We start from the raw sequence: 26,912 nt of genomic DNA, 5'->3' as shown, positions 1-26,912 counted from the left end.
GGGCTCAAGGTCCTCAAGGTCCTCAAGGTCCTCAGGGGTCGAGCCGCTCCAGCGCCGCCCTGGTCACGACCGCGTAGGCGAGGTGCGGCACCAGGTCGGAGACCCAGTCCGTGGTCGACCAGGTCCGCGGGTCCGTCACCTTCAGCGCAATCATGGGCCCGTTCGTGCCGGCCAGGGCGCCCACCGCCGCCACGGCAGCGGCGATCACGGTGGGCGGACGCCAGCCGGCCGCTCGTGCCAGACCGAGCAGGGCGCCCATGCCGACACCGGCAACGATGCCGGTCAGGGCGCCAAGTGCCACGGTCCGGTTCTCCCGCCGGTCGCCGTCGCCCGGGACATGCGTATGGGCCGCCTCGGCCAGTCGTTCCACCGTGGTCTCAGGGGTGTGGCTCGCGGGACGGGCACGGAGAACCATGTCCAGGTAGGTCACCGTGTCGAGCGCCACGGTCCCCGCGGCGCCCGCCGCCGCCCCGTACAGGGCCCCCATTGCACGACTGGTCATGGTTTCTCCACGGTTGGTCCGGACCCGCACGGCCGCGCGGCACTGTCGTGGCCCGTGCGCATGCGGGGATCTGGGTCAGTGCGGCGGGCCTCCGAGGCGCGAGCCGGCCGGCTCCAGCCGGGAGTCTCCGTCCGCCCACCGGTACGCACATCGACCACATCGCTCACATCGACACGCAAGACCAGTGAACACCAGGGCCGGGGGACACACCACTCGGAGTGATCGCAGCCGTCCGGTCACCGGCCGGAACACCTGTGCACCCGTGGGCGGGACCTCGCGGTGGGCGCGGACGCTGAATCCCGCGCTCGGGCCGGGCCGTCGCGAGGGCCCTCCGGGTACCGACGTCCCGCTCAGATCCAGCCGCGGCGTGCGGCGGCCAGGCCGGCCTGGAAGCGGGTGCTGGCGTCGAGCGCGCTCATCAGACGCTGGATGCGGCGCTGCGTGGTCCGCGGGCTCCAGCCCTGGGCTCGGGCGATGGCGGCGTCCGTCAGGCCGGAAGCGAGCAGGGTGAGCAGCACCCGTGTGTCCTCGTCGGACGTCCCCGTCTCCGCCGGGGCCCCGGGCGCGACGTGGGCGGGCCGGTCCGCGGCGGCCTCCCGTGCCCCGCTCGTCACCGGTTCGCCACCGGCCTCCGCTCTCGTCGTGTCGAGCGAGACGGCCCGGTCCCATTCCGCCTCGAAGAGCGCTTCGAGCGCGGCCAGCATCGGCGAAGGGTGGACGAGGTAGGCCGCGGAGTGGCCGCCCGGCGCCAGGCTGAAGGGAATGAGCGCCACGTCGTCGTCCCGTATCACGAGTTTCAGCGGCAGGTCCCCCTTCACTCTGGCCTGTTCACCCGCCCGTACGCTCGGCAGGATGTCGTCGAGCAGCCGACCCGGCCAGGACACCGCGTCGTGGGAGTAGATCACCCGGTGGGCCACGCCGGTCCGTTGGCGCCGCACCTGGTGCTGGAAGTTGCTGCCGGGCCGGTCGACGTAGGGTGGCCGGTCGAAGGCGCGCACCTGCCGCCGGGCTCCGTTGGTCAGCCGGTACGCGGCCTCGCTGATGTCCTCGCGGTGCGTCAGCAACTCCACGGCGATGTCCGGGTCGTTGATGCGGTTCGCCTCGCGGTGCGCGTGGGTGAGGCGCTCCACCAGTGAACGCGCCGCGTCGAGTTGGCGCTGTCGATCCTGGATCAGCGCGGTCACCGCGACGTCCGGCGGAATGGCACTGAACCGCGGCGGTCTGCTGCTGGTCCGCGAGGCGAGACCCTTGGCCACCAAGCCCGTCAGCACGCGGGAGGTGGCCGCCACGGTGGCACCGCCGGCGCCCGCGAGTTCCGACGCGGTGCAGCGCGGACGGTCGATCAGCGCGGTGTAGACGCGTTCTGTTTCGTCGCCAAGTCCCAGGACGTCAAGTTCCATCGTCGTATCGCTTCCTCGTGGCGGAAGGTCGCCACCTGGCACAACCAGGCCAGCGTGAAGGTCTTGCACATGATCGCCCCTGCTTGGCATCTTCCAGCGCACAGGGTGTGGTTCCGTGCCCGAGCGGCCCGGGACCACGCCTGCCCTGTGCGTCTGTATTCCCCCTCTGTCGGAAGGTGTTTCATGCACCGGTCCTCTCTGCCGGGCGGCCCGCCCGGCCGTGCCCGCGCCGCCGTGGTGGCGATCGCCGCGGCCTTCGCCACCGCTGTGGCCGCTCCGACAACGGTGTCAGCGGCCACGCCGCAGGCCACCGCTTCATCCGCGCGGGACGCGGCCACGACCGCGACGGCCACCGCCTCTCCCCTGCCCGCCCCCGCGCGCTCCGCGCTCGGCACGGGCGCCGGGCCGGCGGCGCCCGTGGCGCCGCGGCATCAGGGCGTCGTACCGGGGCGGGTGCTGATCACCCTCGACGCCTCCACGTCGGTGACCGGATCCGCGGTGCCGGGTGCCCGGATCGCCGCGCGCCGGCCCACCACCAGTGACACGGCGCTCAACACCCGTCTGCGGTCGGTCGGCGCGCAGTCGCTGCGCCCGATGCTGCCCGCGGTCACGACGGCCACGGCCGAGGCGCTGACCGGCGCGGCCACGTCCCAACTCGGTGCCGGCGCGTCGGACCTCGCCCACACCTACGTGCTGCAGACGTCGCAGCAGGACTCCACCGCCGTGGCCAAGGCCCTGAGCGGCAGCCCGGGCGCGGTCGCGGTCGAGCCCGACCGGTATGTGACGACCATGAACAGCGGGGCGCAGCCGCTGCCCGCCGGGGCACCGAAGCCCACGTCCCGGGCGGGCGCCACGGCGCCGGGTTCCCAGGGCGCCGCAGCGTCCGGCTCCGGCGCGGACACGGCGCCGGCCGGGCAGTCCGGCGCCTCGTCGGTGCCCGGCAACGCCTCCCTGGCCGACTCCTCCCAGGCGCTCCTCAACTCCGGCGGCGTCGACGCGGTCGGCGCCTACGCGATGCTCGGTGACCGGTTCGGGCAGCGCCCCGGCGCGGGCGAGACCATCACCAACGTCTCGGTCGGCGACCTCACCGACCAGTCGATGGCCGACGCGGGTGACGCGTACGTACGCGGCAACGGCCCGACCACGGTGGTCAAGGACGGCCGTCGGTACCTGGATCTGCCGTCGATGCCCCTGATCCCGACCTATGTCGCCAAGGAGGCGGGCGGACTCGACGCGGCGGCGTCGACCGAGGACCAGGACCCGACGCTGGATGAGGTCATGCTGGACTTCAGCGTGATGTCGCCACTCCCTCACGGCGATCAGCGGCCCGGAGCCACCGGCAGCGGTTACACGGACCTCCTCGGCATCGCGCCGGGCGCCGACTACCGCCTCGTCGTGCCCGAGCAGCCCACCACCGACCAGATAGCGGGCGCGCTGCTGGCGGCCGCCCAGCAGAGCCCCAAGCCGGACGTCATCACCGCAAGCCTCGGCTTCGGCACGGACGTGCAGGGGCTGCCCGGCCGCTACCTGGAGGACGACCCGGTGATCCGCTCGGTCGTGGCGTCCATCGTGCGGCACGACGGCATCGTGGTGTCCATCTCCTCCAACGACGGCACCCGCCTGTACACCCCGGCGGCCGTCGGCCCCGACGGCGGCGCCACACCGACCGACACGGCGACCGGCAGCGCCCCGGCGACGACCATCGACGACGACGCGCTGTCCACGACGCCGACCAGGGTGCCGGACACCGGCGCGATCGCGGCCGGCGGCACCACGCTGGACGACACCCTCGCGCAGGGCACGAGCGGACCGGCCACCACGGCGGAGACCCGCATCAGCGGCTTCGGGACCTTCGCCTCCGGCTTCGGCAGCCGGGTGGACCTCTCGGCCCCCAGCGACAACGTCCTCGCCTTCTCCCACACCGGGGGCGGTTCCGCGCAGGACGTCAGCGTCTCCCTGAACGGCGGCACTTCGGCGTCCGCCCCGGAGATCGCGGCGGCGGCCGCGGTGGTCCTCCAGTCCGGCAGGCTCGGCGGGCGGCACCTGAGCCCGCAGCAGGTACGCGACGTCCTGGAGCGCACCGGCCGCGCGGTGCCGACACCGCCGGGGATCGACCGCGCGCTGCACGTCGGTCCCCAGATCGACGTGACGGCGGCCGCGGAGAACGCGCTCGGCGGCGCGGCGCACCCGCGGCCCGGCCTGGTCCGCCTGTCCGTCGCGCACCGGGTGACCGCGGGCAGCCTGGGCGGCACCTTCCTGGAGACCACCGACCAGAGTCGTATCGACCTGGGTGACATGGCCTCCGGCGGCGACGGCGAGGGCCTCGTCGGCCCTGTGACCTTCGCCGGCGACCTGACGGGGCTGGGCGGCGCGGCGGCCTCATCCACCCTCACGGTGGGCCGAACCGTCTTCCATTCCACCACCCCCGCCGTCCGCGTGACGCCGACCCGACTGCTCACCGCGGCGGGACTCCCGGTCGTCTCCACGGCCGACCGCCGGGTCACCGTGGAGTACACGGCGCGTCTCGGCGGCAAGGCCGTCGCGACCGCCCGGCGCACCCTCACCGTGGGCCCGAGCGACGGGAGCTTCGCCGAGGCCCCCGCGCCCCAGGTGCCCGCCGTCGCCACGGCCGGGCGCTCCGTGAAGGTGTCGTACGACCTGACGGGTGTGGCCTCGACGTCGAGTCCGCAGCTCGTGGTGTCCACCGTCGGTCACTGGAACCCCCAGCTCGCGCCGCTGTTCACCGCCGCCTGGCACCAGGAACTGACGGCCACGCGCGGCACCGTCACCATCCCCGCGTCCGCCTTCGACGACGGCGGCGGGCTCTACGGGATCGGCATCGCGCAGTCCGGATTCGGCGGCAACCCGCAGCGCGTCGTGTACGGCGAGTTCGCTCCGGTGCGGGTCGCCGGGGCAACCGCCGAGCAGCGTCCGGCCGCGCCGGTGCTCACCGGTGCGGACCGCGTCGCGGGTCACACCGCCGAGGTCACGCGGGCCGCTTCGACGTTCTCGCTGCGCTACGACGTACGGCCGGTGGCGGGAGCGCACAGCGCCGAGGTGGAGTTCTCCGCTCCCGGTCCGACGAAGTACGGCGCACTGAACACCTTCAGCAACGCCAACGGCACGGCAGTGGACGACGACGGCGTGGACGCCCCGTCGACCGCGCACCGCGCGCTGCCCGCGACGGCCGGGACGGTCCGGCTGGACGCGGCCGCGCTGGGTCTGACCGGCTCGGACAGTTACGGGGTGCGGATCCTCGCACTCGACCGCGCAGGACACGTCGTGGGGCAGGCGTCCGCACTGTCCTCGCTGGCCTTCGACGACGGCCTCGCCCCGGACGGCTCGCTGGTGTCCGGGTTCGCGGCGGACGGCGACCACTCCGTCGCGGCGCTCGACACCGCGGTCGGCGGGACCGAGATCCGGCACTACTCGACGCGGACCGGACGGTACGGCGCGCTCATCGCCTCGGACGGCCCGGGTTCGGACTACGAGGTGCTGGGTACCGCACCCGGGCGCGTCCTGCTGCTGCACCGCTCGTCCGCCGGCACCGACCCGATCGTGGAGACGTGGAACACCACGGCCGGCACTCTGGTCGGCGCGGCTGCCCTGCCGGCTTCGGAAGGAACCTTCGTCACGGGCCGGGTGGACGCCGTACACAGTCGCGGCGCCCTGTTGCTGCACGGTCCGGACAAGGCCGATCTGGTGGTGCCGGTCGACCTGGCCTCCGGCGCGGTCGCAGCGCCCGTACCCGCCGATCCGACGGGCGTGCCCGCCGGCGCGTACACCCTGCTGACCTTCGACTCCTCGTCGGGGACGGTGTTCCTGGCGAAGGCCGCCGGGCAGGCGAACTGCCTGGGCAGCACCACCGTGGCCCGGGTGGACCTCGTCAGCCGGCAGCTGACGAGCGGCGGTACGACATCCGGCTGCAGCCACGGCATCGCCTCGGACAACGCCGGAACCCTGTACAACGCGTCGGCCACGGTTCCCAGCGTGAACATCGTGCCCACGTCCACGCTGTCCGGGATCAAGGAGAGCACCGGCGATTCCGTGGGCGACCCGGTGCCGCTGCGGCTGAGCGCACCGGCTGCCATGGCGGTGGACGGCACACACAAGATCGCCGTCGTCTCCTACGGGACGCCCGCGGGCACCGCGTACTTCGGTGCGGGCATGTGGGTACCGGACAACAACTCCACCGGTCAACTGCTCGTCGTCGACCTGACGTCGGGCACGGTCCTGAAGACGCTGCCCGGGTTCACGGTCGGCGGGCACGGCGGAGCCGACGCGCTCCAGCTCGACCCGACGACCCGTACCGGATGGACCTTCAGCCCGTACGGTGACCAGGTCCAGCAGTTCAGCTACTGACGACCGGCCTCTGCCTGATCCGTCCTGTCGACGGTGTGCCCCTCACCGGGCGCCCGTCGGCAGGACGTTGCCGTGCGCGGTCACCGGCGCGCCGCTGGCGCGGTAGGCAGCCGGGGGGCGGTAGTGCGTTGTGCCTGGCAACGACGCGACCCGTCCGCCGTTGCCTGCGTGACCGGCACAATGGCCCCATCGAGCCGACACGAAGGCGGAGACGAGAGCCGAGGAGAGCGCGGACGCGCCGGCGTGCGGGCCCGACCTCGCCGTACCCCGCCTGGTCGGCCGCGACCGTGACCTGTCCCTGATCGACCGGGCACTCGACGAGCGGGCAGGGCCGGTCATGGTCTCGGGCGAGGCGGGGATCGGAAAGACCCGGCTGATCCACGAACTGCTGCTACGGCGACGCGAGAGCGCGTTGGTCGCGGTGTGCCCGCCGTTGCGGGAGCCGTACACACTCGCGCCGGTCGTCGACGCCGTGCGCCAGGCGACCGAGGGTCTCGTGGACGTGCCGCTCACCGCGCCGGCGGGAGTGCTGCGGCCGGTCTTCCCGGAGTGGGCCGAGCAGTTGCCCCCCGCCTGCGACCCGTTGTCCGACCCCGCGGCGGCCCGGCGCTGTCTGCTCCGCGCGCTCATCGAACTCATCGACGCCCTCGGTGTCGAGCTGCTCGTGGTGGAGGACGCGCACTGGGCCGACGAAACGACCATGGAACTCCTGTTGCTGCTGCGGGCCCAGCGGGAGCGCGCCCCGCGACTCGTCCTGACCTACCGGCCCGAGGAGGTACGGCCCGGGGCGCTGCTGCGGCGGCTGGTCGCACAGACCGGTGGCGTCCGGGTGGAACCAGGGCCCCTGGACACCACGGCGACCGCGGAGCTGATGTCCTCGATGCTCGGCGGGGAACCGGTCTCGACGGAGTTCGCCGCGTTCCTGCACGCCCACACCGACGGACTGCCGCTCGCCATCGAGGAGTGCGTGCGCCTGCTGCACGACCGCGCGGACCTGGTCCGGGAGGACGGCGCCTGGCTGCGGCGCGACGTCGCGGAACTCGACGTGCCGCCCGGCATCCGCGAGGCGGTACTTGAGCGGACCAGTCGCCTCGGCCCCGACGCCGGGCGCGAGCAGCACCGATCGGCGCAGGGCCGCCGCGTTCCCGCCCGACGGGGGCCACCACGCGAGACGGCGTGCCCATCCGGCCGCCGAGCACTGTCACACATCGAGCCGCCCGCCCGTCCTGCGGGGGAGAACGAGGTCCTACGACGGAGCGCCCGGCAGGCGTGCTCCCCCGGCAGGGGTGCTCCCCCGCAGAAACGGAGAAATCGTGTTCGCCGCCTATGTCACGGTCACCATCCTCGGCGCGGTCTTCAACGGTGCCGCCGCCGTCACTTACCTGATCGGCCACGAATACCCCAAGACGCAGGCGGATATGAAGGGCATACCCCGCAAGTGGGTACCGGTACTGGGCACGCTGCTGGCAGCGGGCACCGTGGGGTTGGCGGCCGGCCTCGCGGTACCGCTCCTCGGGACCCTCGCCGCCTCCGGCCTCGTGCTGTACTTCATCGGAGCGATCATCGCCCACCTTCGGGTGGGCTCCCGCAACATCGTGGGCGGGATCGTCTTCCTCGCCACCGCGGCGGCCGTCCTGACCCTGGGCCTGCTCTACCACGGCCCCGTGTAGGCCGCGCCGGCCCGGGTGCGTTCCTGGTGGAGCCGGTGGCATCCGTCGACCGGTCCGCGGGGGCAGCCCGGCGCGGGCGGCGTGCAGACGTGCAGACGTGCAGAGGGGAAATGACGTCTCCGGCGGGCGACCCGCCGCCGGTGCGCGGACCCGGGCGAAGATCGTCCGCGCACCGGCGGCGCGTGGATCAGCTCCGCGATGACCGCAGCGCGTCCGGTCCGTGGTGACCGGCCCGGCTCCCATGCCGTGCCCGGCACGGCATGGGAGCCGACGTCGGGCGGTGCGGCGGGGACGGCGAGGACGGCGGTTACGGCGGTTACGGAGCATTCGAGGCGGCGGGCCCGCGGCACCGCTGCACTGCGGCAGCGTGGCACCCCCGCCGGTCACAGCATGTGACATCGCGGAGCTTTGCGCGGCCAGTGTGTTCCCGGACCCCGGCTCCTGGACTCCCCGGTACGACACAGCTGGGCACCCGTACGGGACGCCGCCGCGGGTCCCCGCCGCGACGGTCACGGACACGCCCGCAGGGGGCCCCGACAGCGCCGCACGACGGGGAGACAGCCGCTCGACGAGCGCGTTACTCCGTTCGGCCTGACACTGAAGGTCAGCGCAAGGAACGTAGTCCGTACTCCTTCAGAGAGGGCTCCGTGATCTTCATAGCCGTGTGCCTCCCCGTACTCATGATGCTGCTGATACTCGGGATGGATGCCTTCGAGAACTTCATCTCCCGACCGTCGTCCGGAACCAAGAAAGACGTGCCGGATCCAGCACCTGCCTCCGACAAGCCGCAATGACCCGTCGTCCCGGAGTGAGCCCGTCGCGGCCCCCGGGACGCGTGCCGTCTTGTCCCTGCCACGAGGCGCCGGCCTGCACCCGGCCTGCACCCGGCCTGCATCACTTCCGGGCCCGGGCAGCCGTTACGAAGCGTTACGTGCGGAGCCATCTCGGGAGTCCTGGGCCGACCCGGCTTTCCCGACGTCCGGCGCGGACCGTCGAGCGTTGTGTCGGTGCCCCTGGTGTGGCGCGTGGTGTGGCGAATGCCGGGCGGGACGAGAGGTCCGCGACCAGGTGCTCCTGGCACCGGCCCGGTCCCGCTCCTGCCGGGCACCGGCCCCCTCGGCAACGGGTGCGGCGGCGGGCGGAGGCGTAGGGTTTTTGTACGGGTCGTTGACGTGCCGCGATGAGGCCGGTTCGTTTGACCGCGCTCCGCAGAAGGGCGCGGAGCGGGCTTCCTCGCCTTAAGGAGAGAGACATGAGGGAATCCACAGATGACTGGGCAGAGCGCGTGAGCAATCTTCCCACGAAGCCATCACGGAAAGAGGCGACCGAGATCGTCCGGGAGGTGTACGAGTCCGCGCAGAAGGACCTCGACGACCAGCGGGCCCAGGCCGAGTTTGAACGCGAAGAGTGAACAACTGACGACTCGCCCTGTGCGGTAAGCCGCGACCGCTCTCGGGCGGTGGAGGCGGACGAGCGGGGTTCGGCAGCGTGGTGGCCGGGCCCTGCCGCCACGGCCCGCAGGCGGTCCGCCTGCGGTCCGGGCATCGGGACGGCACCCGCAGAGCAACTCCAGCCGGTGATGCGCCTGGGCCACGCGCTGGAGCCGTACCTTCGTGGCAGCGCGGTCACCGACATCTGCCGCGGTGACCACCACACTCAGCAGCAGGCCGAGAGCGCCGACTACGAGGTACCCTTCCGCCCGTTGATCAGTTTCCCGCCGTCGAAGCCCCGGCCGTCGGCGCCGACGACGGCGTCCGCCTTCACCGACAGCGAATCGATCACACCGGCCGTCGGCCCCGCGTCCTGCCCGTCCCTCTCACGGACCCGACCGCGCAACCGGTCGTGGCACTCCGTGGCCAGGCCGTGGTCGCACCAACGGCGGAAGAACGCGTAGACGCGGTCGCGTGGCGGGAACTCGGCCGGTATCGCCCGCCACTTGGTGCCGTCGTAGGCCGGGTACCGGGCCGCGTCCAGCAGCGCCCGGCGGCAGTAAGACTCCGGCGGCCCGCCCCGGCCCCGCACCCGGGTCGGCACTGGCAGCAACGGCAGGACCACCGCCCACTCCGCTCACCGCCCACTGCGCTCCGTCAAGTCCGAGGGATACCGGCGTACCCGATCGGGATGATCAGCAGCGTTGCCGTACACGTGCGCGAGACAATCACACGATGGGGCAGTCGAGTCGGACGATGTGGGCGCGAGCGCGTACCACTGCGGCAACAGGGTCGCCTGGGCGGATCGGCAGGCTTCAACACCCCCGACCTGCCAAGAGGCCCTGTCCTCATGCACCGATCACCCCGGGATCATCCGATCCAGTACCGTATTCGATCCGCAAGCTGGATGAGCGGCATGAATACGGCTTCTTACAGCACGCGCAAAGCCTGGCCGGCGTCACGTTCACGCCTGGCGAGCGCATGGAGCACGGCCTGATCGCCGTGCCGGTCACGAGCGGCTGCGACAAGGACATCGACCGCAATGGCCAGAAGGGCTTCGGGTGTCTGGTCCAGAGCGCCCACGCTCAGAGCCAGGTCATCAAGGTGCACTGCCAATTCGACGCATCGCGTTCGGAGGTAGCCATCGAGCAGCATTTCCTCTCCGGGTCGGTGGAGGATGGCCACGCGCCGATCGGCTGGCTCCCTGTCAAGCCGTTGTGTCAGCCTCTGCCATGCGGCGTGCGCCTGCTCGGCCACGGTGGTGGGGCCGGCGACTGCCGTCTCCTCGCTCCGCGCACGCACGCCGACGTTGAGTGCGGAGTCCGGCAGAGACGTGCCGACGAGCCGCGCGTAGTAGCGCACTGGCGACACCGGCGCCGCGCCGACTGTCTCGCCGTCGAGAAACCATTCGACCTGTAGGACGCTGCGCGCAAGATGACCGGCCAGCCCACCCACCGTCATCCCCGGCAGTACTGACTCCTTGTCCCAGCAACGCGCCACCTCTTCCGTGGCCAGCAGGTGCACGGCCTGCTCGGCGCCCAGCAGGTATGCCGTGCGTATCTCCTCAGTCATACGAGACATCGTGCCCGCGCCAGGATCACCACGACCATGGAGTCCACATGATGGAACTCTTGGCCAAAATATGGACAGGGTCGGTGGGTCCGAGGTCCCAACGGTCTCCGCGCGGCACCGGATCGCGTCGACCGAGCGTGCCCAACCCAAGATCGCCCTGACTGGGCAGTCGCAATCGAACCGATCCTCCCCGCGATCGACAGCGCAACGACTCTCAGGCACCCAGGCGCTCAGGCACTCAGTGAACATTTCCTGCCTGCCCAGCACAGATCATGACGATCCGTCACCGTAACGGGCATCGAACGCATCAGGGAGATTCCGGCCACGCGCGATCCGCCGCAGCGGCCTCTCGCGCGTGCTCACGTGTCAGGCCGCACGGTCACGTCGATTTTTTAGGTCATTCGCGCAATCGCAAGCATGCGTTCCGCCGGCCCATGCTTGCGGATGATCGTCGTCCAACAGGGGCGCGACAGCGGAGGGTCTGGCGATGAGTGGTATTCCGGAGGCGGGTTCACGCGATCCCGACGCGCAGGACGATCGCGGCCTCCACGACGAACAGGAAGAGCTCGAAGCGGCGGGGGACGGACAACCCGCCGCCGGTGATGTGCCTTCCGGCTACGAACCGCTCTGACACGCCTGTCCTCGAACGAAGGGTCCTTCACCCATGATGAGACGCGGGCGCCTGCGCGCTCCAGTTTCCTTCCTCATAGCCGCCTGCCTCGGCCTGTTCGCCGCGGCCCAGACCCCCGCCCTGGCGGCACCATCGGCCGTTGCGGCCGCCCGGACCACCGCGACGGCCACCGCCGGGACGGATCCGGCCGGTCGGACGGCCAAGGACGCGGCATCCGCGGCCCGTGACGCGAAAGCCTCCGCGGCCAAGCTCGACGACACCGCCCACCACTACACGCCCACCGACTGCAACACGGCGACGCTCGCGAAGCACACCGCACGATGTCTGTCGCTGGTGGCGACGACATCCGACCAGCGGCTGCGGGCCAACCAGGACGCGCCGCCCTCCACCGCCCTGACCCCGGCGGACATCCAGGCTGCCTACGGCCTGCCGGCGGGTGGCACCGGTCAGACTGTCGCGATCGTGGACGCCTTCGGCTACGGGGCAGCGGAGGCCGACCTGGCCCATTTCCGCTCGCAGTTCGGCCTGCCCGCCTGCACGACCGACAACGGCTGCTTCCGCAAGGTCGACCAGCGCGGCGGTACGGACTACCCGGCGGACGACGCCGGCTGGTCGCTGGAGACCGCGCTGGACGTCGACGCCGTCTCGTCGGCCTGCCCCACCTGCCACATCCTGCTGGTGCAGGGCGACAGCGCCTCGACGGACGACCTCGGTGCCGCGGTCAACGAGGCGGTGGCGCTCGGCGCCAAGTTCGTGTCCAACTCGTACGGTCTGGACGACGGAGCCGCGACCGGTCTCTCGGGAGCGGACTACGACCACCCCGGTGTCGTCGTGACCGTCTCCACCGGTGACACCGGCAACGCGATCGAGTGGCCCTCTTCCGACCCGCATGTCGTCGCGGCCGGGGGGACCCTCCTGACCCGCGCGGCCGGCACGGCGCGCGGCTGGACCGAGAAGGCATGGTCCGGGGGCGGCAGCGGCTGCTCGGCCTGGCAGCCCCGACCCGATGTGCAGGACGCGGTGGACAGCGGCTGCGCCGGCCGGGCGACCGCCGACATCTCCGCGGACGCGGACCCGAGCAGCGGTCTGGCCATCTACAACTCGCTCAACGAGGGCTGGGAGCAGGTCGGCGGCACGAGCCTGTCGTCCCCGCTCATCAGTGCGATGTACGCGCTGGCCGGCGCCCCTGACGCCGGTACGTACCCCAACACCTACCCGTACGCCCACCGCGGCAGCGGTCTCTTCGACCTCACCGACGGCACTGACGGCGACTGCGGCAACCAGCTGTGCGAGGCCAGGGCGGGCTGGGACGGACCCACCGGTCTGGGCTCCCCGGACGGCCTGAGCGCCCTGAAGCCGGGCACGCTCGCCACCGTGACAGGCCATGTCACCAACAAGGCGGACGGCTCGGCGCAGGCCGGAGCCACCGTCTCCCTGGTCGACGAGTCGAACCAGTTCACCTACCGCGCCACGACGGACAGCACGGGCACGTACCACGCCCACGTGAGCGCCGCCACCTACGACGTGTCGGCGTCCCGCTTCGGCTACGCGTCCGAGACACAGAAGGGCGTGGCGGTCGCCGCGGGCCAGAGCGCCGGCGCGGACTTCGCCCTCGCCAAGACGCCCACCCACACGGTGACCGGTACGGTGACCGACGGGTCCGGGCACGGCTGGCCCCTCTACGCCAAGCTCACCATCGACGGCTATCCCGACGGGCCGGTCTACACCGACCCCAGGACCGGCGCGTACTCGGTGGAACTGCCCGGACAGGCCGACTATTCGGTGCGCGTCTCCCCCGTCGCCCCGGGATACACCCCGCTCACCCTCGACCTGCCGGTCGCCGGGGCGGACGTCAAGCGCGATGTCCCCTTCGCCGCGGACACGACGCAGTGCAGTGCGCCCGGCTACTCCTACACGGCCCAGGCCGGCTTCGAGGGCTGGCGGTACGGCGCGAAGTACGGCTGGAGCGTCGTCAACCACGACCCCTCGCCGGGATGGCTGTTCGGCCAGCCCTCCGGGGGCGGTTTCCTTGGCTCGGGTGACTACGCGGCCGTCGAACCGGGGGTGCGCGGCGACACCGCCGAGGACACCGACCTCGTCTCACCGGTGTTCTCCCTGGCCGGGCAGAAGAGCGCGAACCTGGACTTCGACAGCATCTACCTGCTGGAGGACGGCGCCGCCTTCGACGCCTCCGTCTCCACCGACGGTGGCACGACGTGGACCCCGGTCTTCCAGCCTCCCACCGGCGAGGCGAACCTCGTGCACGGCGACATTCCGCTGACGAAGGCCCTGGGGCACAGCAAGGTCCGCGTTCGCTTCCACTTCAAGGGCGGAGCGAACTCACTCCTCCAGCTGGACAACGTGTCCGTGGGCTCGTGCCGGACGCTGGGCGGCGGCCTGATCGAGGGCACCGTCCGTGACGCCAACACCGGCGCCCCGGTCAACGGCGCCACCGTCTCCGTCAGTGCCGGCGGTGCCGAGAACATGTACGGCAGCGCGGTGAGCACCGCCACCCCTGACGACGCCAAGGTGGCTGACGGCTTCTACTGGCTGTACAGCCCGAAGGCGGGCGCCAACACGGTCAGCACGGCGAACCCCCGCTATGTGAGCGCCAAGTCGTCCGTCAGTGTCTCCTCGAAGGTCGCGCGCCACGACACCGCGCTGAAGGCGGGACGGCTGAAGCTCTCGTCGAGCCCGGTGTCCCTGCGGACCGGCCTGTCGGGGAAGGCCACCGGACATGTCACCCTCACCAACACCGGTGGCGGCCCGCTGAAGGTCACGGTGGCGGAGCAGAGCGCCGCCGCGACGGACACCGCCGCGCAGCCGGCGGCCGACGGGACGTGGCAGCAACTGCCCACCTACCCTGAGCCGATCCGCAACAACGTCGTGGGCTCGTACCAGGGCAGGACCTACTCGGTGGGCGGGATCGACAGCCCCTGGGGCGGGACTCCTTCCAAGCACGGTTACGTGTACGACCCGGCGGCCGGTTCCTGGTCGCCGATCGCCGACATGCCACAAGCGCGCACCGGCGCCTCGGGCGCCTTCCTGAACGGGACGCTCTACGTCGCGGGCGGCGCCTACACCGTCCACCCCGGCGACGCCGGAACCCTGAGCGCGAGCACCTTCGCGTACCACCCCGCAAGCGACTCCTGGTCGAAGGTGGCCGACCTCCCGCAGCCGGTGATGGATGCCGCCGTCGCCGTCCTCGACGGGAAGCTGTACGTGGTCGGGGGCGAGACGGGAGACGGAAGCCAGGAGAGCGCGGCCGCCTACCGCTACGACCCGGTGCACAACACGTGGACCCGGACAGCCGATTACCCGGCGCAGATGTCGGCCTTCGGCTGCGGCGGCACCTCGGCCGGGGTCGTGTGCGCCGGCGGGGTCAACACGCAGGGCGGCCACAGCGTCGCTCACAGCACCACCTACGTCTACCACCCGGGGAGCGACAAGTGGACGCGGGCGGCCGACATGCCGTACGAGGTCTTCGGCGCGTCGTACACCTCCGCCAACGGTGAACTCCAGGTCACGGCCGGCTTCACGACGGACTCGGTGTCGCAGAACGAGGCAGCGGCCGACACGAGGAAGGTCGTCCAGTACGACCCCGCGAGCGACACCTGGACCAGCCTCCCCGAAGCCCCCCAGGCCACCGACTTCAGCGGCTCGGGTACCGGCTGCGGGCTCACCCAGATCGGTGGGTCGGATCCCAACGGTCTGGCGGGAACCACCTGGGCGGCCGCCCGGTCCGGGTTCGCGCAGTGCACGGGCGACGACGTGAACTGGCTTTCGGAGAACGCGACCACGATCAGCCTGGCACCGGGCGCCTCCCGGCAGCTCACCGTCACCGCGGACGCCAAGGTCCTCGCGGCCCCCGGCGACTACGCGGCGATGCTGTCCATGATCTCGGACACGCCCTACCTCTACCAGCCGGTGCAGGTAGGCGTGAAGGCGACCGCCCCCGCCTCGTGGGGGGAGGTCTCCGGCACCGTCACCGAGGCCACCGGCGGCAAGCCGCTCGCGGGCGCCGCGGTCACACTGTCCCAGCACGGCAAGCAGCAGATCGCGGTCACGACCGACAGCCACGGCCGGTACGACCTCTGGCGTACGGCAGGCTCGTCGACGGTCTCGGTCACCGCTGACGGCCACCGCACGGGCAGCCGGGAGGTGGTGCTGAAGCACGGCGGAGCGACATCCGCCGACTTCGCCCTGGCGCAGAGCTGAGCACCCGTTCCGTCGAGTACAGCGAGGCCCCTGCCGGGATTCCCCGGCAGGGGCCTCGCCCACGTGCTGGGCCGCCCGTCGCGGTCGGTGCCTCCTGCCGTCCGCCGGGGGCCAGGCGGGCTCCTGGGCGCCCGGCCCTCCACCGGACCACCGGGTAGCCGCACTCCCCGAGTGCGAAGCAGAACGCCGTGTCAATACGTTGAATGACCCGAAGTCCGGCAGCCGTCGACCCGGGCGGACCGTGGTGGCGGCCCTGACGGCGCCCCGGCCGTCATGCTTCGGCCGGGGTGATGCCCGCCTGGGTCAGTCCCACCGCGAGCGCGGTGCGCGACGACACCCTGTACTTCCGCATCGCCGAGTTGAGTTGGGCCGCGACCGTCCGGGGAGAACGGGAGAGCACCCGGGCGATCTCCGGGTTGGTGAGCCCGCCGAGCATCAGCCGGGCCACCTCCAGCTCGCGCGGCGACAACTGATCGCCGTATCCGCGCCGGCCTCCCCGCCACACCGGCCGCACCGGCGCGTCGTGGGCGCGCAGCGTCCCTGCGACCACGGCGGCGTCCCGCCCGGCGCCCAGGCCCGACAGCCCGGCATGGACCTGCGTCAGCAGGGGGAGCGCCGAGGCGTGTTCGCCGCAGGAGAGCAGACACTCGCCCTGCCGGTGGCGGGCCAGCAACGCCTCGTACGGCTGGGGCAGTGCCTCCCAGGCGGCCGCTGCCCGCTCCCACGCCGCCGCGGCCGCCGCGTACTCACGCCGCCCCCCGACGAGCAGGGCGCGGCAGCCGGCCAGGGCCGCCCGCACGGACGGCGCGTCGCAGTCGCCCAGGCCCGCAGAGAACGCGGCGACCAACCCGGACGCCTCGCTCTCCCGCCCGGCCGCCATCAGCGCCTCGACCCTGACCGGGGCGATCTCCCTCGCCCACAGCCAGATTCCCTTGTCCCTCACGATCGCCATCGGGCGCTCGGTCAGTTCGAGCGCCTCCTCGGTCCGCTTCTCGGTGAGGCGTATACGGGCGAGCGCGGCGGCCGCTTCGATCGGCAGGTCCTGCATGCCCCGCCGGTCACCCTCCTCCATCGCGGGCCGCAGCTTCCCCTCGGCGACCGGGCCGCTGCCGCACACGGCGTCGAGCAGGCCCCCCACCAGGACCGCGTCCAGGCGGATGACGGGCTCCTCCTCCAGCCCGGCGAGGGCCGCCGACCGTTCGGCCAGCCCCTCCCACCGGCCCGTGTACCAGTCCAGGTGGACCATCGTCACCCGGGCCATGTCGCCCAGGCGGTGGTGCCCGTGCAGCTCCGCCCACTCGATCGCGGACGTCAGCCGCTGCCGCGCCTCGGTGTGCCGCCCCCAGCACATGGCGGCGTCCCCTAGGTTCAGCAGGCCGCGTCCCAGCTGGACCTGCCAGGCGAAGGCGTCGCCCAGCAACTGGTCGGCGACCGACCACCCGTCCCGGTCGCCCATGGCGAGCAGACCGGTGGCGATGTCCACCAGCAGGGACGCCCGGTCGTCCGGGGGGACCGACGCGTCCATCAGACGGGCCGCCCCGTCGAGCCAACGGCGGTGGGTCGCGGCCGGCACGTCGGCGCCTCCCGTTCGGCCGAGCACCACCATGGCCTTGGCGGCGTCGATCGGCCGCGCCAGGTCCGGGATCGCCCGCTCCAGTTCCGCCGCGCCGTCCCCGTACTCCCCGACCTGCATCAGCATCCTGCCGAGTTGAGCACGGACCTCGGCGCGTTCGTGGGTGCCGAGCGTCTCGTTGTCCAGGACCGCTCGGAGCGTCTCGACGACCTGGGCCAGGCCGACGTGACCGGTGAACGCGTAGATCGGCATCTTCTGCGCCAGCCGGGCCTTCGCGGTGCCGGGCAGTGCGGCATCGTTGAGGAGTTCGTGGAGGAAGGTGACCGCCGCGTGGTGGTCGCCCGACGCCAGGGCGAGATCCGCGGCCTGCTCGGCGTAATGGCTCCAGCGGGCGGTGTCCCCCGCCTGCCGGAAGTGGTGGGCCAGGCGCGCGACCGGCGGCGGCTGCCTCAGCGCCAGCGCCTCGCCCGCGCGCTGGTGGGCGGCCCGGCGCTCACGTCCCGTGATCGTGTCGTAGACCGCGCGCGCCGCCAGCACATGGCGGAAGGCGATCCGGCCTCCGTCGTCCTCGACCAGCAGCCCTCCTCTCAGCGCCTCGTCGACGGACGCGGGAGCCGACCGTTCCGAGAGCGCGGCCACCTCGATCAGGTTCGCTTCGAGGGTCGGCTCACCGAGTACGGCCGCGGCGCTCAGTACCCGTTGCGCGTCGGGGCCCAGGCGGGCGGCCCGCTCGGCCACCGCCTCCCGGATGGTGACCGGGACGGCGATGTCGTCCAGCGGGCGGCGGATCCACGCGTCGTGCTGACGGACCAGGTCGGCCCGGTCGCGCAGCAGCCGCACCGACTCCTCCAGCGCCAGCGGGAGGCCGTCGGTGCGCTCGTGCAGGAAGACGGCGAAACTCTCCGAGACGCTGTCGCCGTCGAGCATGGACGACACCAGCTCGCTGGTCTCGTCCACCCCTAGCGCACCCAGGGTGACGCGCGCGTGCCCGCCGTCCGCCGCCGGGCGCGAGGACAGCCGGGGCAACGGCGAATCCGCCGGGAGGTCCCCGGGCCGGTAGCTGAGGACCAGGCTGATCCGGGTGGCCGGACGGTAGGCGATGAACAGCAGGAAGTCGACGGTCGCGTCGTCCGCCCAGTGCACGTCCTCCACGACCAGCACCTCGACTCCCAGCTGGTCGAGCAGTTCGGCCAGCGCCCGCATCAGGCGGTGGCGGGCGGCCCCGGCGTCCGTGAGCGGTTCGGGCGCGGCCGGCAGCTCCTTCGTCCACTCGGGAAAGAGCGGCCGCAACGTCCCGGCGAGCGGGCTCAGTTCGAGCCCTGCCAGGCTGGCGCCGACCTGCTGGACGGCATCCACGATGGGGGCCAGGGTCAGCGCGTCACGAAACGGCGGGCAGGCCGCGATCAACGCCCGACGCCCCCGCGCCTCGGGCATGTCGAGCATCTCCCGGATCAGCCGGCTCTTCCCGATCCCGGCCTCGCCCTCCACCAGCACCAGGGCGGGAGGGTGGGCCAATGCCCGGAGCGACTCCTTCAGTTCGAAGCCGCGACCCACGAACCGGGGGATGCTCAGGCTCGGAAGGTCCCGCTCGGCTGTCGCCGGCTGATCGTTCAAGGAGGCGTCCCCACTGTGGCCAGGTCGTCTGGCGCATTGTCGCACCGGGCAGCCGGGTAACGGCAGGTGTCGCACGTCACATCCACGGTGTCGGATACGGGCCGGTCCTCGCGACGCGCCCACCGGGGAGCGGCCGGCTCAACGCGTCGCCCCACCCGGCCCCTTCTTCCCCGGTCCGGCGGCACGGCGCGACCGAGCCGTCCGTGGGAAACCTCCCGCCCGAACACCGGACCTGACCGTGACGGCCTTCGGGGGTGTCCGTTCCGCCGGGGCGCGTGACGCGGAAACGGCACGAAGACCCGCGTCCACCGTGTTGGCGGACTTGGGGGAACCCTCACGGCGGCGGACGGGTCAGTTGCCGTCACCCTCCAGGTAGAGGCAGAAGGGGTGACCGGCCGGGTCGAGCATCACCGTGACATTGTCCTGCGGTTGATGCCCGGCCTCCCGCGCACCGAGTTCGCGTGCGTGCGCGAGCGCCGCCGCCGGATCCGTCACTTCGAAGTCGAGGTGCATCGTCATCCGCTGGGCGCCTTCCTGAGCGGGCCACGCCGGGGGGACGTAGCCGTCCGATCGCTGGAAGGCGAGGTAGGCCACACCTTCCGGTGGAGCGACGGCGGCACTGTCGGCATCCTCCTTGGCGATCTCCCAGCCCAGCAGCTCGGAGTAGAAGCGCGCGAGCGCGTGCGGATCGGGGGCCTCCAGTACGACGCCCCACCAGTCGTGCCGCACCGTACGGGGAATACCGGCTTCGTGACGGGGACGTCCGCGCATATCGGTGCGTACTCCAGGCTCTCGTGACCAGCGGGCCACCGGAGCCTACTGGCACCGGCCGGGAGATGACCCCGGACCGTTCGCGGCTTCCCGCCCGGCACGGCCCGGTCCCTTTCACGGTGTGAGCCGGACGCCGCAGCCGCCGGCCGGCACCGACGTGTCCCGCCGGGCCGGAAGTGCCCGCCCCAGACGGGCGAGCGGGGACAGAGCCATCAGGACCGGGGACAGCATCATGCCCGCGGACATCGTCAGGAGGCTCGTGCGCAGCCCCCACTGCGCACCGAGAAATCCACCGAGCAGAGAGCCGAGCGGGGTCAGCCCCATGCCGACGAACGTGATCGTCGCGGCCGCGCGCCCCTGCATGGCGTCCGGGGTGAGGGACTGCCGCACTGCCATCAGCGCCACGCTCACCAGCTGCCCGCCCGCTCCGAACACGAAGTTGACGGCGAGAAGGGCGGGAAGCGTCACCGCTGGGGAGCCGTGCAGCGCGGGTACACACAGGAACGCGCCGTCGCCGAGGGCCGCCGCGGACATGAGCACCGGGCCGTAACCGAACCGGTCCGGCAGGCGTGCGGCCAGTACGGAGCCCAGCAGCGCGCCCGGTCCCGTCGCCGCGAGCGCCAGCCCGACGGCCGCCCCCGACAGGTGCAGTTCCCGCGGCAGGAAGAGCAGGTATCCGGTCATCACGGCGGCGAAGAAGAACTGGTAGGCGGCCGAGGCCAGGCACACGGTCCGCAACGTGGCATCAGCGATGACGAAGCGGAGCCCCGCATGGATCCGCCGCCGGACGCGAGCGGGACCGTCCGGGCGCCGCGGGACGGATTCGTTGCGACGGATCCGGCGGATCGACAGGAACGAGAGCGCGAGGAACAGCGCGCCGCACGCGATGGCGATCGGCGCCGACAGCAGGGACACCAGCGCACCACCGAGCGCGGGACCACCCGTCTGAGCCGCGGACCTGCTCCCCTCAAGCGCGCTGTTGGCGCGCAGCAGTTGATCGCGTCGTAGCAGCCGTACGGCAGAGGCCTGGTACGCCACGTCGAAGAACACGGACAGGGCGCCGATGGCGAAGGTGACGCCCAGGAGTGCGGGCAGGCCGAGCCACCCGAGGAGGGCGGCCACGGCGGCGGCGCCCAGGACCAGGGTCCGGCCGGCGTCCGCCGTCGCCATCACCGTACGGGTCCGCCACCTGTCCACCCAGGCGCCGACGAAGAGCGAGAGCACCAGGATCGGCGCCTGCCCCACCGCGCGGAGGACGCCCAACTGGCCGGCGCCGGCGTGGAGCGTCAGGACGGCGAAGAGCGGCAGGATCACCAGGCTCGCCTGTTCGCCGAGTTGGGAGGCGGTCTGGCCCGCCCACAGTCTGCGGAAGTCGCCGTCCTGCCGCAGTCGTGCGGAAGGTGACTGACCCGAATCGGTCGGGGAGGAGGAAGGGCGCGGCACGAGGACCCCTTGGGTTGCCGACAACGAGGCCCGTCACCGGGCGCACGCAGGGCGCACCGGCGGTTCAGGCAGGAGAAGGCTCGCTGTGCCGCGACATCAAGGGCAGCACGCGATGACGGGCCGGTTACGGCCTAGGACGTCAGCGCGCGCTCGAACGACCGGGCATGTCCAACTCCTCAGGGCTCACTCGTTGCCCCCGAACACTAGCCCTCGGCGGGCCCGGTGCGAAAGGCGATTGAGGAGCGTGCGGAGGGGGCCGCGGTGGCGGATGGGCGGTTGCGCGGCTGCGGCCACGGCCGTCGGCGGGCCGGCGGATCCGGCCGACACTATTAGTTGTGTGCAACTTGATTGTGCACTACTGTTCTCTCTGTCGGAGGGAGCAGGCGCCGGGGAGCACAACCTCCGGTGACCGCAGCAGCAGAACCCGCCGGAGAACCCAGCCCGCCCCCACGTCCCGAAGAACAGGAAGCACGCCATGAGCCTCACCGGATCCGCCACCGCCCAGGACACCCTCCCGACGATCGTGCTGGAGCACGGCGCGTTCGCCGACGGATCCAGCTGGAACGGGGTGATCCAGCACCTGCGCCAGGACGGCTACCGAGTCGTCGCCGCGGCCAACCCGCTGCGCGGCCCGCGCGATGACGCCGCCGCCCTGCGGACCGTCCTGGACCACATCGACGGCCCTGTCGTCCTGGTCGGCCACTCCTACGGGGGGTCGGTCATCAGCACCGCGGCGGCCGGCGACGACCGGGTCAAGGCGCTCGTCTACGTCGCGGCGTTCCTGCCCGACACGGGCGAGAGCGCGCTGGAACTCACCGGCAAGTTCCCCGGCAGCACCCTCCCGGACGCTCTGGACGCGGTTCCGACCGTGCTTCCCGACGGCACCGCGGACGTCGACCTCGCCATTCAGGCCGACCGTTTCCACCAGCAGTTCGCCGCGGACGTCCCGGCCGACACCGCCGCCCTGATGGCAGCCACCCAGCGCCCCATCGCGCAGGCCGCTCTGGCGGAGACCGCCACCGTCGCCGCCTGGGCGAGCGTCCCCTCCTGGGTCGTGGTCGCAACCGAGGACCTCAACATCCCGCCGGCCGCCCAGCGGTTCATGGCCGAGCGCGCCCGGGCCCACGTCACCGAGGTCGCCGCCTCGCACTCGGTGGCCGTCTCCCACCCGGACGTCGTCGCCCACGTCATCGACGAGGCCGCACGGGCCACCGCCCGCTGACAGCGGCCTCGGCGCGGGACGGCGAGGACCGGACTCGCGCCCCGAGGTGCTCACGTTCATCCGGGCCGCCGTCGGTCCGTGTGCGATCCGGCGGCGATCCCGTCGCCGAACGGCCAGGCCTCGATGTCGCGGTAGCGGATCGGTCCGCCACCGCGCAGGGGGTTGCTGCCGACCAGGTGCAGTCGTTCGGCGGACCATCCGCGGCCGGTGAACCCGGCGAAACCCTCGGCGATCTCTCCTGCCGAGGTCCGGTCTCCCCGGCGGGCGCGGGCCAAGGTCAGATGGGGACGCAGGGTCCGGTCCTCGAAGGCGACACCGCATTCCTTGACGGCGCTCCGCACGTCGGCCGCGAGCACGTGCAGTTCTTCGAGGTCTCCGTCGATCCCGCTCCACAGCACCCGGTCGTCGAAGTTCCCGCTGCCGAGCAGTGCCAGCCCCGGCGGCCGGTGGCCCGCCGCGACGCCCGCCAGGGGCGCGCCGAGGAGCGGCACCGTCTCGGCCGGCAGCTCTCCCAGGAACGCCAGAGTGATGTGCCAGTCCTCGATCCGGTTCCACCTCATGTGCGGGTGTGTGGCATAAGCGGGGCGCAGTTCCCGGGCCAACTCCTCCTTGGCGTGGTCGGGCGGCGCGAGGGCGATGAACACGCGGACGGTCGCGGGCTGAGTCTGTTCGTTCACACCTGACTTCGTACCGCATCAGGGTCCGTGGCGACCGGCAGGGCCGTCCGTGAGCCGGGCGGTGCCGGCGCCTGTTCTTCCTCGTGCGGTGTCCGCCTCCCGGGACCGGGACGTGGACACCGCGGGCTCACCAACGGCAGAGGCGGGCGGGCGTCGGCTGCTCCGGTCGGCCAGGAGCGGGGCACGTCGAACTCCGGAAGGCCCGCGCCCATCGGTGCGGGCCTTCGTCGCGGTCGCGTCCGCATCACCGGTGCACCCGTCGTCCGGGCCTTCCAACCTGTGCGGCCGACCCGCGGTCCGTTCCATGCGCGGCCGGCCGGCGTGCCCGTCAACTTCCGGCGCCACCCGACCAGCCCTTGATCACGTATCACGTGATCAACCCACATCACTGCTCATATACCTGGCGCGGACGGTCAGTTGACCCCGCAGGCCTCGGGCCCCGCTAGCCCCGCGCGCCTTGACAGCACAAGGAGGGGAAGCCAGGATCGTCACCATGGAAACCAGATGAGTATTCAGAGTTTCCATGGTGGCGGGCAGAACGCGGACGTCACCGTGGGGGCCGCCAACCGACCGACCTGTCCTTCCTCCGTGTTGCGGTTGCGCACGGATGAATGTGCATGGGTCGTTGTCCCTGTACCGACGTCGCCCACTGACGTCTCCCACCACCCTGCCCGCGCACGGGGCCATTGCCGTCCCCGTCCGGCCGACGGCCGGGCCGAAACCGGCACACCGTCACCTCGTAAGGAACACGTTCATGCACACGATCGATCTGGCCTACGTCGGGCGGGGACCGCACGAGGAACTGGTCACCTACATCGCCGACCAGCAGGACTTCTATGCCGACGAGGGCGTGCACGTCTCGCTGCGCGACGGCTGCACCTGGGACCCGGAGCGACTGCGCCGGTGCGCCACCATCGGGCTCGGCCGGACACTGCTGTCCCGACTGAGTGGTGGCATCCCCTGGGTCGCACTCAACGTCAACACCGACCGGCCACTGTTCTGGTTCCTCGCCCGCCCAGGGCTGACCTCCCTGGCCGACCTCGCCGGACGACGGCTCGCGGTACACCCGCCCCACACCGGCCCCGGGGTCTTCACCCGGATCATCCTGCGCCAGGCCGGCCTCGACCCCGACCGCGACCTCCACACCCTCGTCCGCCCGCCCGGCGACTACAGCATGGACCTGCGCCGGCTGCGCGACGGCGAGATCGACGCCGCCGTGGTGGGCGACACCATGGCGCCGGAGGCGGTGGCCGCCGAAAACGGCTGGCAGGTCCTGGCCTTCGTCGGTGATCACTTCCAGGTCCCCACGGTGGGCGTGGCCGTCGATCCCACCTACGTCGACCCGGACGGCCCCGCGGTGCAGGCTGTCGTACGAGCCCACCGGCGCGCCCTGCAGGTGATCCAGAACGATCCCGACACCACGGTACGTCACCTGCAGACGTTCCTCGGCGGGCACACCGCGGACGAAGTCCGCGCGCACTACGCGAAGTTCATCGCCCCGCATTTCACCACCGACGGCCAGGTCGACCCGGCCTTCGGCGCCGCCGTCATCACCGCGGTCGCTGCGGAACTCGGCCTCCGGGCCGACTTCACCGGGGCCGACTTCTACCGCACCGCGAACACCGCCCAGTAATCGAGAGCGTCCGCCCGCACGGGAGCGCCGTCGGGGCCGTCAGGTGAGGAACCCCGGTTCCTCCGGAGGCCCGCCGTGCCGGCGATGGCCACGTCGTCGCCGAAGCGGGTCCCCGGCGACGTCCAGCGTCGCGCGCGCCGCGTCGGTCGACCTGGATCTTCCCCCTCACGCTGCCGGTCCGGCCGGTTGACGGGCCGTCACGGTGACCCGGACAACCCCGAGCCGCGGGCGGCAGTCGGGAAAGGCCGACGCAGGCGATCAGCACGTCCTGCCTGTCCTGCCTGTCCCTGAGTGAACACGACCCGAGAACGCCCGAGAACATGAGAGAGGAAGAGGCCATGAAGGAGTTCCTGGTCGAGCTGACCGCCAATGTGCCCGAGGGGACCGATCCGGCAGAAGTCGACCGGCGCCGCGCCGCCGAAGCCGTGCGGGCCAAAGAGCTTGCCGCTGAATCCCACCTGGTCCGTCTCTGGCGCCCGGTCGGAGAGCTCCGCACCATCGGCGTATGGCGCGCCGACGACGAGGTGGAGTTGCGGGAGAAGGTCCTGGGGAGCCTGCCCCTCTGGCCCTGGGCGACCGCGGTGATCACCGCTTTGCAGTCGCATCCCAACGATCCGGGTCAGACCGGCTGAGCAAGCCGGAGGCATCCCGGCCCCGGACGCACACCACCGCGGGCCATGCAGACCGCCGAGACCCCCGGCGTTTTGTCACACGTGACGCGACCGCTCTCCACGCTTCGTGATGTCCGACTGCGAAGCGACGGAGAGCGGTCGCTCTCGTCGCGCCGTACATACCGGGCCAGTGGGTGACCGCGCCACCGGCCGGCGCGCAGACCCGACGATGCTCACTGGCGCGGGAGCCCTGGTGTGGAGCAGTAGGGGAGCGCCACACGAACGTGGGGCAGTGCTCTTGACGCTCCCCGCGTCGGAGGGACCGGCGCAAGCCGGGCTGGGCGGGACCGCGGCCGTTGCTTCACACGACGATGCTCCGCTGCCTCGGCGTGTGAAGGAACGGCCGCCCATTGCCCCGGGCGACAAAGAAGGATCAGCAGTATGAGCCCCTGGAGGCCGGCCGCCGGGCTCAGCGAACGCCGCGCGCGGTGTTCGGCGAGGGCCACCACGCCGCATCCGAGATCGGGGTCGCCGGTGCACCGGTGAGCCGGTGGACGACGTCGGAGACCGCGGCGACCTCGCCCTTCGCGATCGCCTGGTACCACGAGATCCAGGTCTCGATCTGCTGGCCGCTGATGCCCAGTCGCCACCGCCGCGCGAAGGCTTCCTCAAGGGTCTCGGGTTCGTAGCGGTAGGGCCGGCCCGTGGCCGCGGCGATGCGGGTGACCGCCTCGTCCAGGGTGAGCGCCTCCGGCCCGGTGATCTCAAGGATCGCGCCGTCGTGCTCGGAGCGGGGACCGTCGTCGAGGGCCACGGCCGCGATCACGGCGGCGATGTCGTCGTGAGTGACGAAGGCCGCGCGGCCGGTGCCACCGGAGCCCCGTACGACGAACTCCTCGTCCGCGAGAGCGGCGGGCGTCGACGTGTAGAAGCCCGCCCGCAACACCGTGTGACGGATCCCGGCTCCCGCCAGATACTGTTCGGTCAGCCACTGGTCACGGGCGTTGAGGTACGTGGCGGTGGGCGCCGCGCCGACGAGGGACACGTACAGGACCCTCTCCACGCCGACCGCGATCGCGGCCTCGACCGCGGTGGCGTGTTCCTCAAGTCGGCGTCCCGTGCGGTGTCCTGAGACGAGGATGAGCGTCGACGCGCCCTGAAGTGCCGTGCGCATGTCCGACGCGTCACCGTAGGCGGCCGGGCCCCGACGCCGGGCGCCCGGCAGCTCGGGTATGCGCTCCGGGCTGCGTCCGACGAGGAGTTGGGGTACTCCGTGGTCGGCGAGCCGTGCTGCGATCCGACTGCCCAGTGCCCCGGTGACCCCGGTGACAGCCACCGTGGGGCGATTCTTCTCAGGCATGAATGTCCTTTCCTCACGTGCCGCTGTTGGTCGCGGCACTCCTGTTACGGGTTGCGGCCGGTGAAGGACGCGATGCGGTTCGTCGACGGATCGTCGGCCGACGCAGTTGGTGTGGCGCCACGCGTGGGTCCCGGGCAGCCCGGAGCCGCGGACCGCCCGCCCGCCGTGGCCTTCCTTCAACGACCGGCGCCCGGGCTGCCGTCGGAATCAGCGCGGTGCGCGA

General features: G+C 72.1%; 17 protein-coding genes and 1 pseudogene. 8 read left to right on the top strand and 10 right to left on the bottom strand.

Annotated elements, in window-relative coordinates; all coding sequences use genetic code 11:
* Nucleotides 1-31 precede the first annotated feature (31 nt).
* On the bottom strand, nucleotides 32-502 hold the full coding sequence (locus OG310_RS34655; RefSeq protein WP_329459811.1) for a hypothetical protein: 471 nt from the start codon (nucleotides 500-502) through the stop codon (nucleotides 32-34).
* A gap of 350 nt (nucleotides 503-852) precedes the next feature.
* Nucleotides 853-1,902, bottom strand: a complete 1,050-nt coding sequence (locus OG310_RS34650; RefSeq protein ID WP_329459810.1) for a helix-turn-helix domain-containing protein — start codon at nucleotides 1,900-1,902, stop codon at nucleotides 853-855.
* Between the two features lie 183 nt (nucleotides 1,903-2,085).
* On the opposite strand from OG310_RS34650, the gene OG310_RS34645 reads away from it, so the two are divergent.
* From OG310_RS34645 to OG310_RS34630, 4 genes and pseudogenes are all read left to right on the top strand, one after another.
* Nucleotides 2,086-6,264 carry a hypothetical protein gene (locus OG310_RS34645; protein WP_329459809.1) on the top strand — a complete coding sequence of 1,393 codons (4,179 nt, stop codon included), beginning with the start codon at nucleotides 2,086-2,088 and terminating at the stop codon, nucleotides 6,262-6,264.
* Nucleotides 6,265-6,535: 271 nt separating this feature from the next.
* Nucleotides 6,536-6,973: pseudogene (locus OG310_RS38650) on the top strand (ATP-binding protein); the annotation flags it as partial.
* A 604-nt stretch (nucleotides 6,974-7,577) separates the two neighbouring features.
* Nucleotides 7,578-7,934, top strand: coding sequence for a DoxX family protein (locus OG310_RS34635; protein ID WP_329459807.1), 357 nt, complete (start codon nucleotides 7,578-7,580; stop codon nucleotides 7,932-7,934).
* A gap of 1,252 nt (nucleotides 7,935-9,186) precedes the next feature.
* The gene (locus OG310_RS34630; protein ID WP_329459806.1) at nucleotides 9,187-9,345 is read left to right on the top strand and encodes a hypothetical protein; all 159 of its coding nucleotides are present in this window, start codon (nucleotides 9,187-9,189) and stop codon (nucleotides 9,343-9,345) included.
* A 269-nt stretch (nucleotides 9,346-9,614) separates the two neighbouring features.
* Here OG310_RS34630 and OG310_RS34625 read toward each other — a convergent pair whose 3' ends face one another.
* From OG310_RS34625 to OG310_RS34615, 3 genes are all read right to left on the bottom strand, one after another.
* The gene (locus OG310_RS34625) at nucleotides 9,615-9,989 is read right to left on the bottom strand and encodes a transposase (protein WP_329459805.1); all 375 of its coding nucleotides are present in this window, start codon (nucleotides 9,987-9,989) and stop codon (nucleotides 9,615-9,617) included.
* A 305-nt stretch (nucleotides 9,990-10,294) separates the two neighbouring features.
* A complete protein-coding gene (locus OG310_RS34620) occupies nucleotides 10,295-10,936 on the bottom strand; it encodes a maleylpyruvate isomerase N-terminal domain-containing protein (RefSeq protein WP_329459804.1) in 642 nt (213 codons plus the stop codon).
* 511 nt (nucleotides 10,937-11,447) lie between these two features.
* Nucleotides 11,448-11,570, bottom strand: a complete 123-nt coding sequence (locus OG310_RS34615) for a hypothetical protein (protein ID WP_329459803.1) — start codon at nucleotides 11,568-11,570, stop codon at nucleotides 11,448-11,450.
* A gap of 30 nt (nucleotides 11,571-11,600) precedes the next feature.
* Here OG310_RS34615 and OG310_RS34610 point away from each other — a divergent pair, with 30 nt between their 5' ends.
* Complete coding sequence (locus OG310_RS34610; protein WP_329459802.1) at nucleotides 11,601-15,785, top strand: carboxypeptidase regulatory-like domain-containing protein; 4,185 nt, start codon at nucleotides 11,601-11,603, stop codon at nucleotides 15,783-15,785.
* A 271-nt stretch (nucleotides 15,786-16,056) separates the two neighbouring features.
* Here the strand turns inward: OG310_RS34610 and OG310_RS34605 are convergent, their stop codons facing one another.
* From OG310_RS34605 to OG310_RS34595, 3 genes are all read right to left on the bottom strand, one after another.
* The gene (locus OG310_RS34605) at nucleotides 16,057-18,972 is read right to left on the bottom strand and encodes an ATP-binding protein (protein ID WP_329459801.1); all 2,916 of its coding nucleotides are present in this window, start codon (nucleotides 18,970-18,972) and stop codon (nucleotides 16,057-16,059) included.
* 351 nt (nucleotides 18,973-19,323) lie between these two features.
* Complete coding sequence (locus OG310_RS34600) at nucleotides 19,324-19,743, bottom strand: VOC family protein (protein WP_329459800.1); 420 nt, start codon at nucleotides 19,741-19,743, stop codon at nucleotides 19,324-19,326.
* Nucleotides 19,744-19,857: 114 nt separating this feature from the next.
* Nucleotides 19,858-21,186 carry an MFS transporter gene (locus tag OG310_RS34595; RefSeq protein WP_329459799.1) on the bottom strand — a complete coding sequence of 443 codons (1,329 nt, stop codon included), beginning with the start codon at nucleotides 21,184-21,186 and terminating at the stop codon, nucleotides 19,858-19,860.
* A 475-nt stretch (nucleotides 21,187-21,661) separates the two neighbouring features.
* On the opposite strand from OG310_RS34595, the gene OG310_RS34590 reads away from it, so the two are divergent.
* Nucleotides 21,662-22,408 carry an alpha/beta fold hydrolase gene (locus OG310_RS34590; RefSeq protein ID WP_329459798.1) on the top strand — a complete coding sequence of 249 codons (747 nt, stop codon included), beginning with the start codon at nucleotides 21,662-21,664 and terminating at the stop codon, nucleotides 22,406-22,408.
* A gap of 56 nt (nucleotides 22,409-22,464) precedes the next feature.
* Here the strand turns inward: OG310_RS34590 and thpR are convergent, their stop codons facing one another.
* A complete protein-coding gene (thpR, locus tag OG310_RS34585) occupies nucleotides 22,465-23,085 on the bottom strand; it encodes an RNA 2',3'-cyclic phosphodiesterase (RefSeq protein WP_329459797.1) in 621 nt (206 codons plus the stop codon).
* Between the two features lie 754 nt (nucleotides 23,086-23,839).
* Between thpR and OG310_RS34580 the strand changes: the two genes are divergently transcribed.
* Together OG310_RS34580 and OG310_RS34575 are read left to right on the top strand one after the other, a co-directional pair.
* Nucleotides 23,840-24,718, top strand: coding sequence for an ABC transporter substrate-binding protein (locus OG310_RS34580; protein WP_329459796.1), 879 nt, complete (start codon nucleotides 23,840-23,842; stop codon nucleotides 24,716-24,718).
* 338 nt (nucleotides 24,719-25,056) lie between these two features.
* On the top strand, nucleotides 25,057-25,350 hold the full coding sequence (locus OG310_RS34575) for a muconolactone Delta-isomerase family protein (protein WP_329459795.1): 294 nt from the start codon (nucleotides 25,057-25,059) through the stop codon (nucleotides 25,348-25,350).
* 448 nt (nucleotides 25,351-25,798) lie between these two features.
* On the opposite strand, the gene OG310_RS34570 is transcribed toward OG310_RS34575, so the two are convergent.
* Nucleotides 25,799-26,689: an NAD(P)H-binding protein gene (locus OG310_RS34570; RefSeq protein WP_329459794.1), complete on the bottom strand. Its 891-nt coding sequence runs from the start codon at nucleotides 26,687-26,689 to the stop codon at nucleotides 25,799-25,801.
* Nucleotides 26,690-26,912: the final 223 nt, after the last annotated feature.

The organism is Streptomyces sp. NBC_01497 (assembly GCF_036250695.1).
Lineage (GTDB): Bacteria > Actinomycetota > Actinomycetes > Streptomycetales > Streptomycetaceae > Streptomyces.
The sequence above is the reverse complement of the archived record's forward strand: the minus strand, read 5'-3'. Positions and strand labels throughout refer to the sequence as shown.

Coding starts and splice junctions, on each gene's coding strand:
- OG310_RS34655 (WP_329459811.1), bottom strand. CDS start 502: ATGACCAGTCGTGCAATGGGGGCCCTGTACGGGGCGGCGGCGGGCGCC.
- OG310_RS34650 (WP_329459810.1), bottom strand. CDS start 1,902: ATGGAACTTGACGTCCTGGGACTTGGCGACGAAACAGAACGCGTCTAC.
- OG310_RS34645 (WP_329459809.1), top strand. CDS start 2,086: ATGCACCGGTCCTCTCTGCCGGGCGGCCCGCCCGGCCGTGCCCGCGCC.
- OG310_RS34630 (WP_329459806.1), top strand. CDS start 9,187: ATGAGGGAATCCACAGATGACTGGGCAGAGCGCGTGAGCAATCTTCCC.
- OG310_RS34620 (WP_329459804.1), bottom strand. CDS start 10,936: ATGACTGAGGAGATACGCACGGCATACCTGCTGGGCGCCGAGCAGGCC.
- OG310_RS34610 (WP_329459802.1), top strand. CDS start 11,601: ATGATGAGACGCGGGCGCCTGCGCGCTCCAGTTTCCTTCCTCATAGCC.
- OG310_RS34600 (WP_329459800.1), bottom strand. CDS start 19,743: ATGCGCGGACGTCCCCGTCACGAAGCCGGTATTCCCCGTACGGTGCGG.
- OG310_RS34590 (WP_329459798.1), top strand. CDS start 21,662: ATGAGCCTCACCGGATCCGCCACCGCCCAGGACACCCTCCCGACGATC.
- OG310_RS34580 (WP_329459796.1), top strand. CDS start 23,840: ATGCACACGATCGATCTGGCCTACGTCGGGCGGGGACCGCACGAGGAA.
- OG310_RS34575 (WP_329459795.1), top strand. CDS start 25,057: ATGAAGGAGTTCCTGGTCGAGCTGACCGCCAATGTGCCCGAGGGGACC.
- OG310_RS34570 (WP_329459794.1), bottom strand. CDS start 26,689: ATGCCTGAGAAGAATCGCCCCACGGTGGCTGTCACCGGGGTCACCGGG.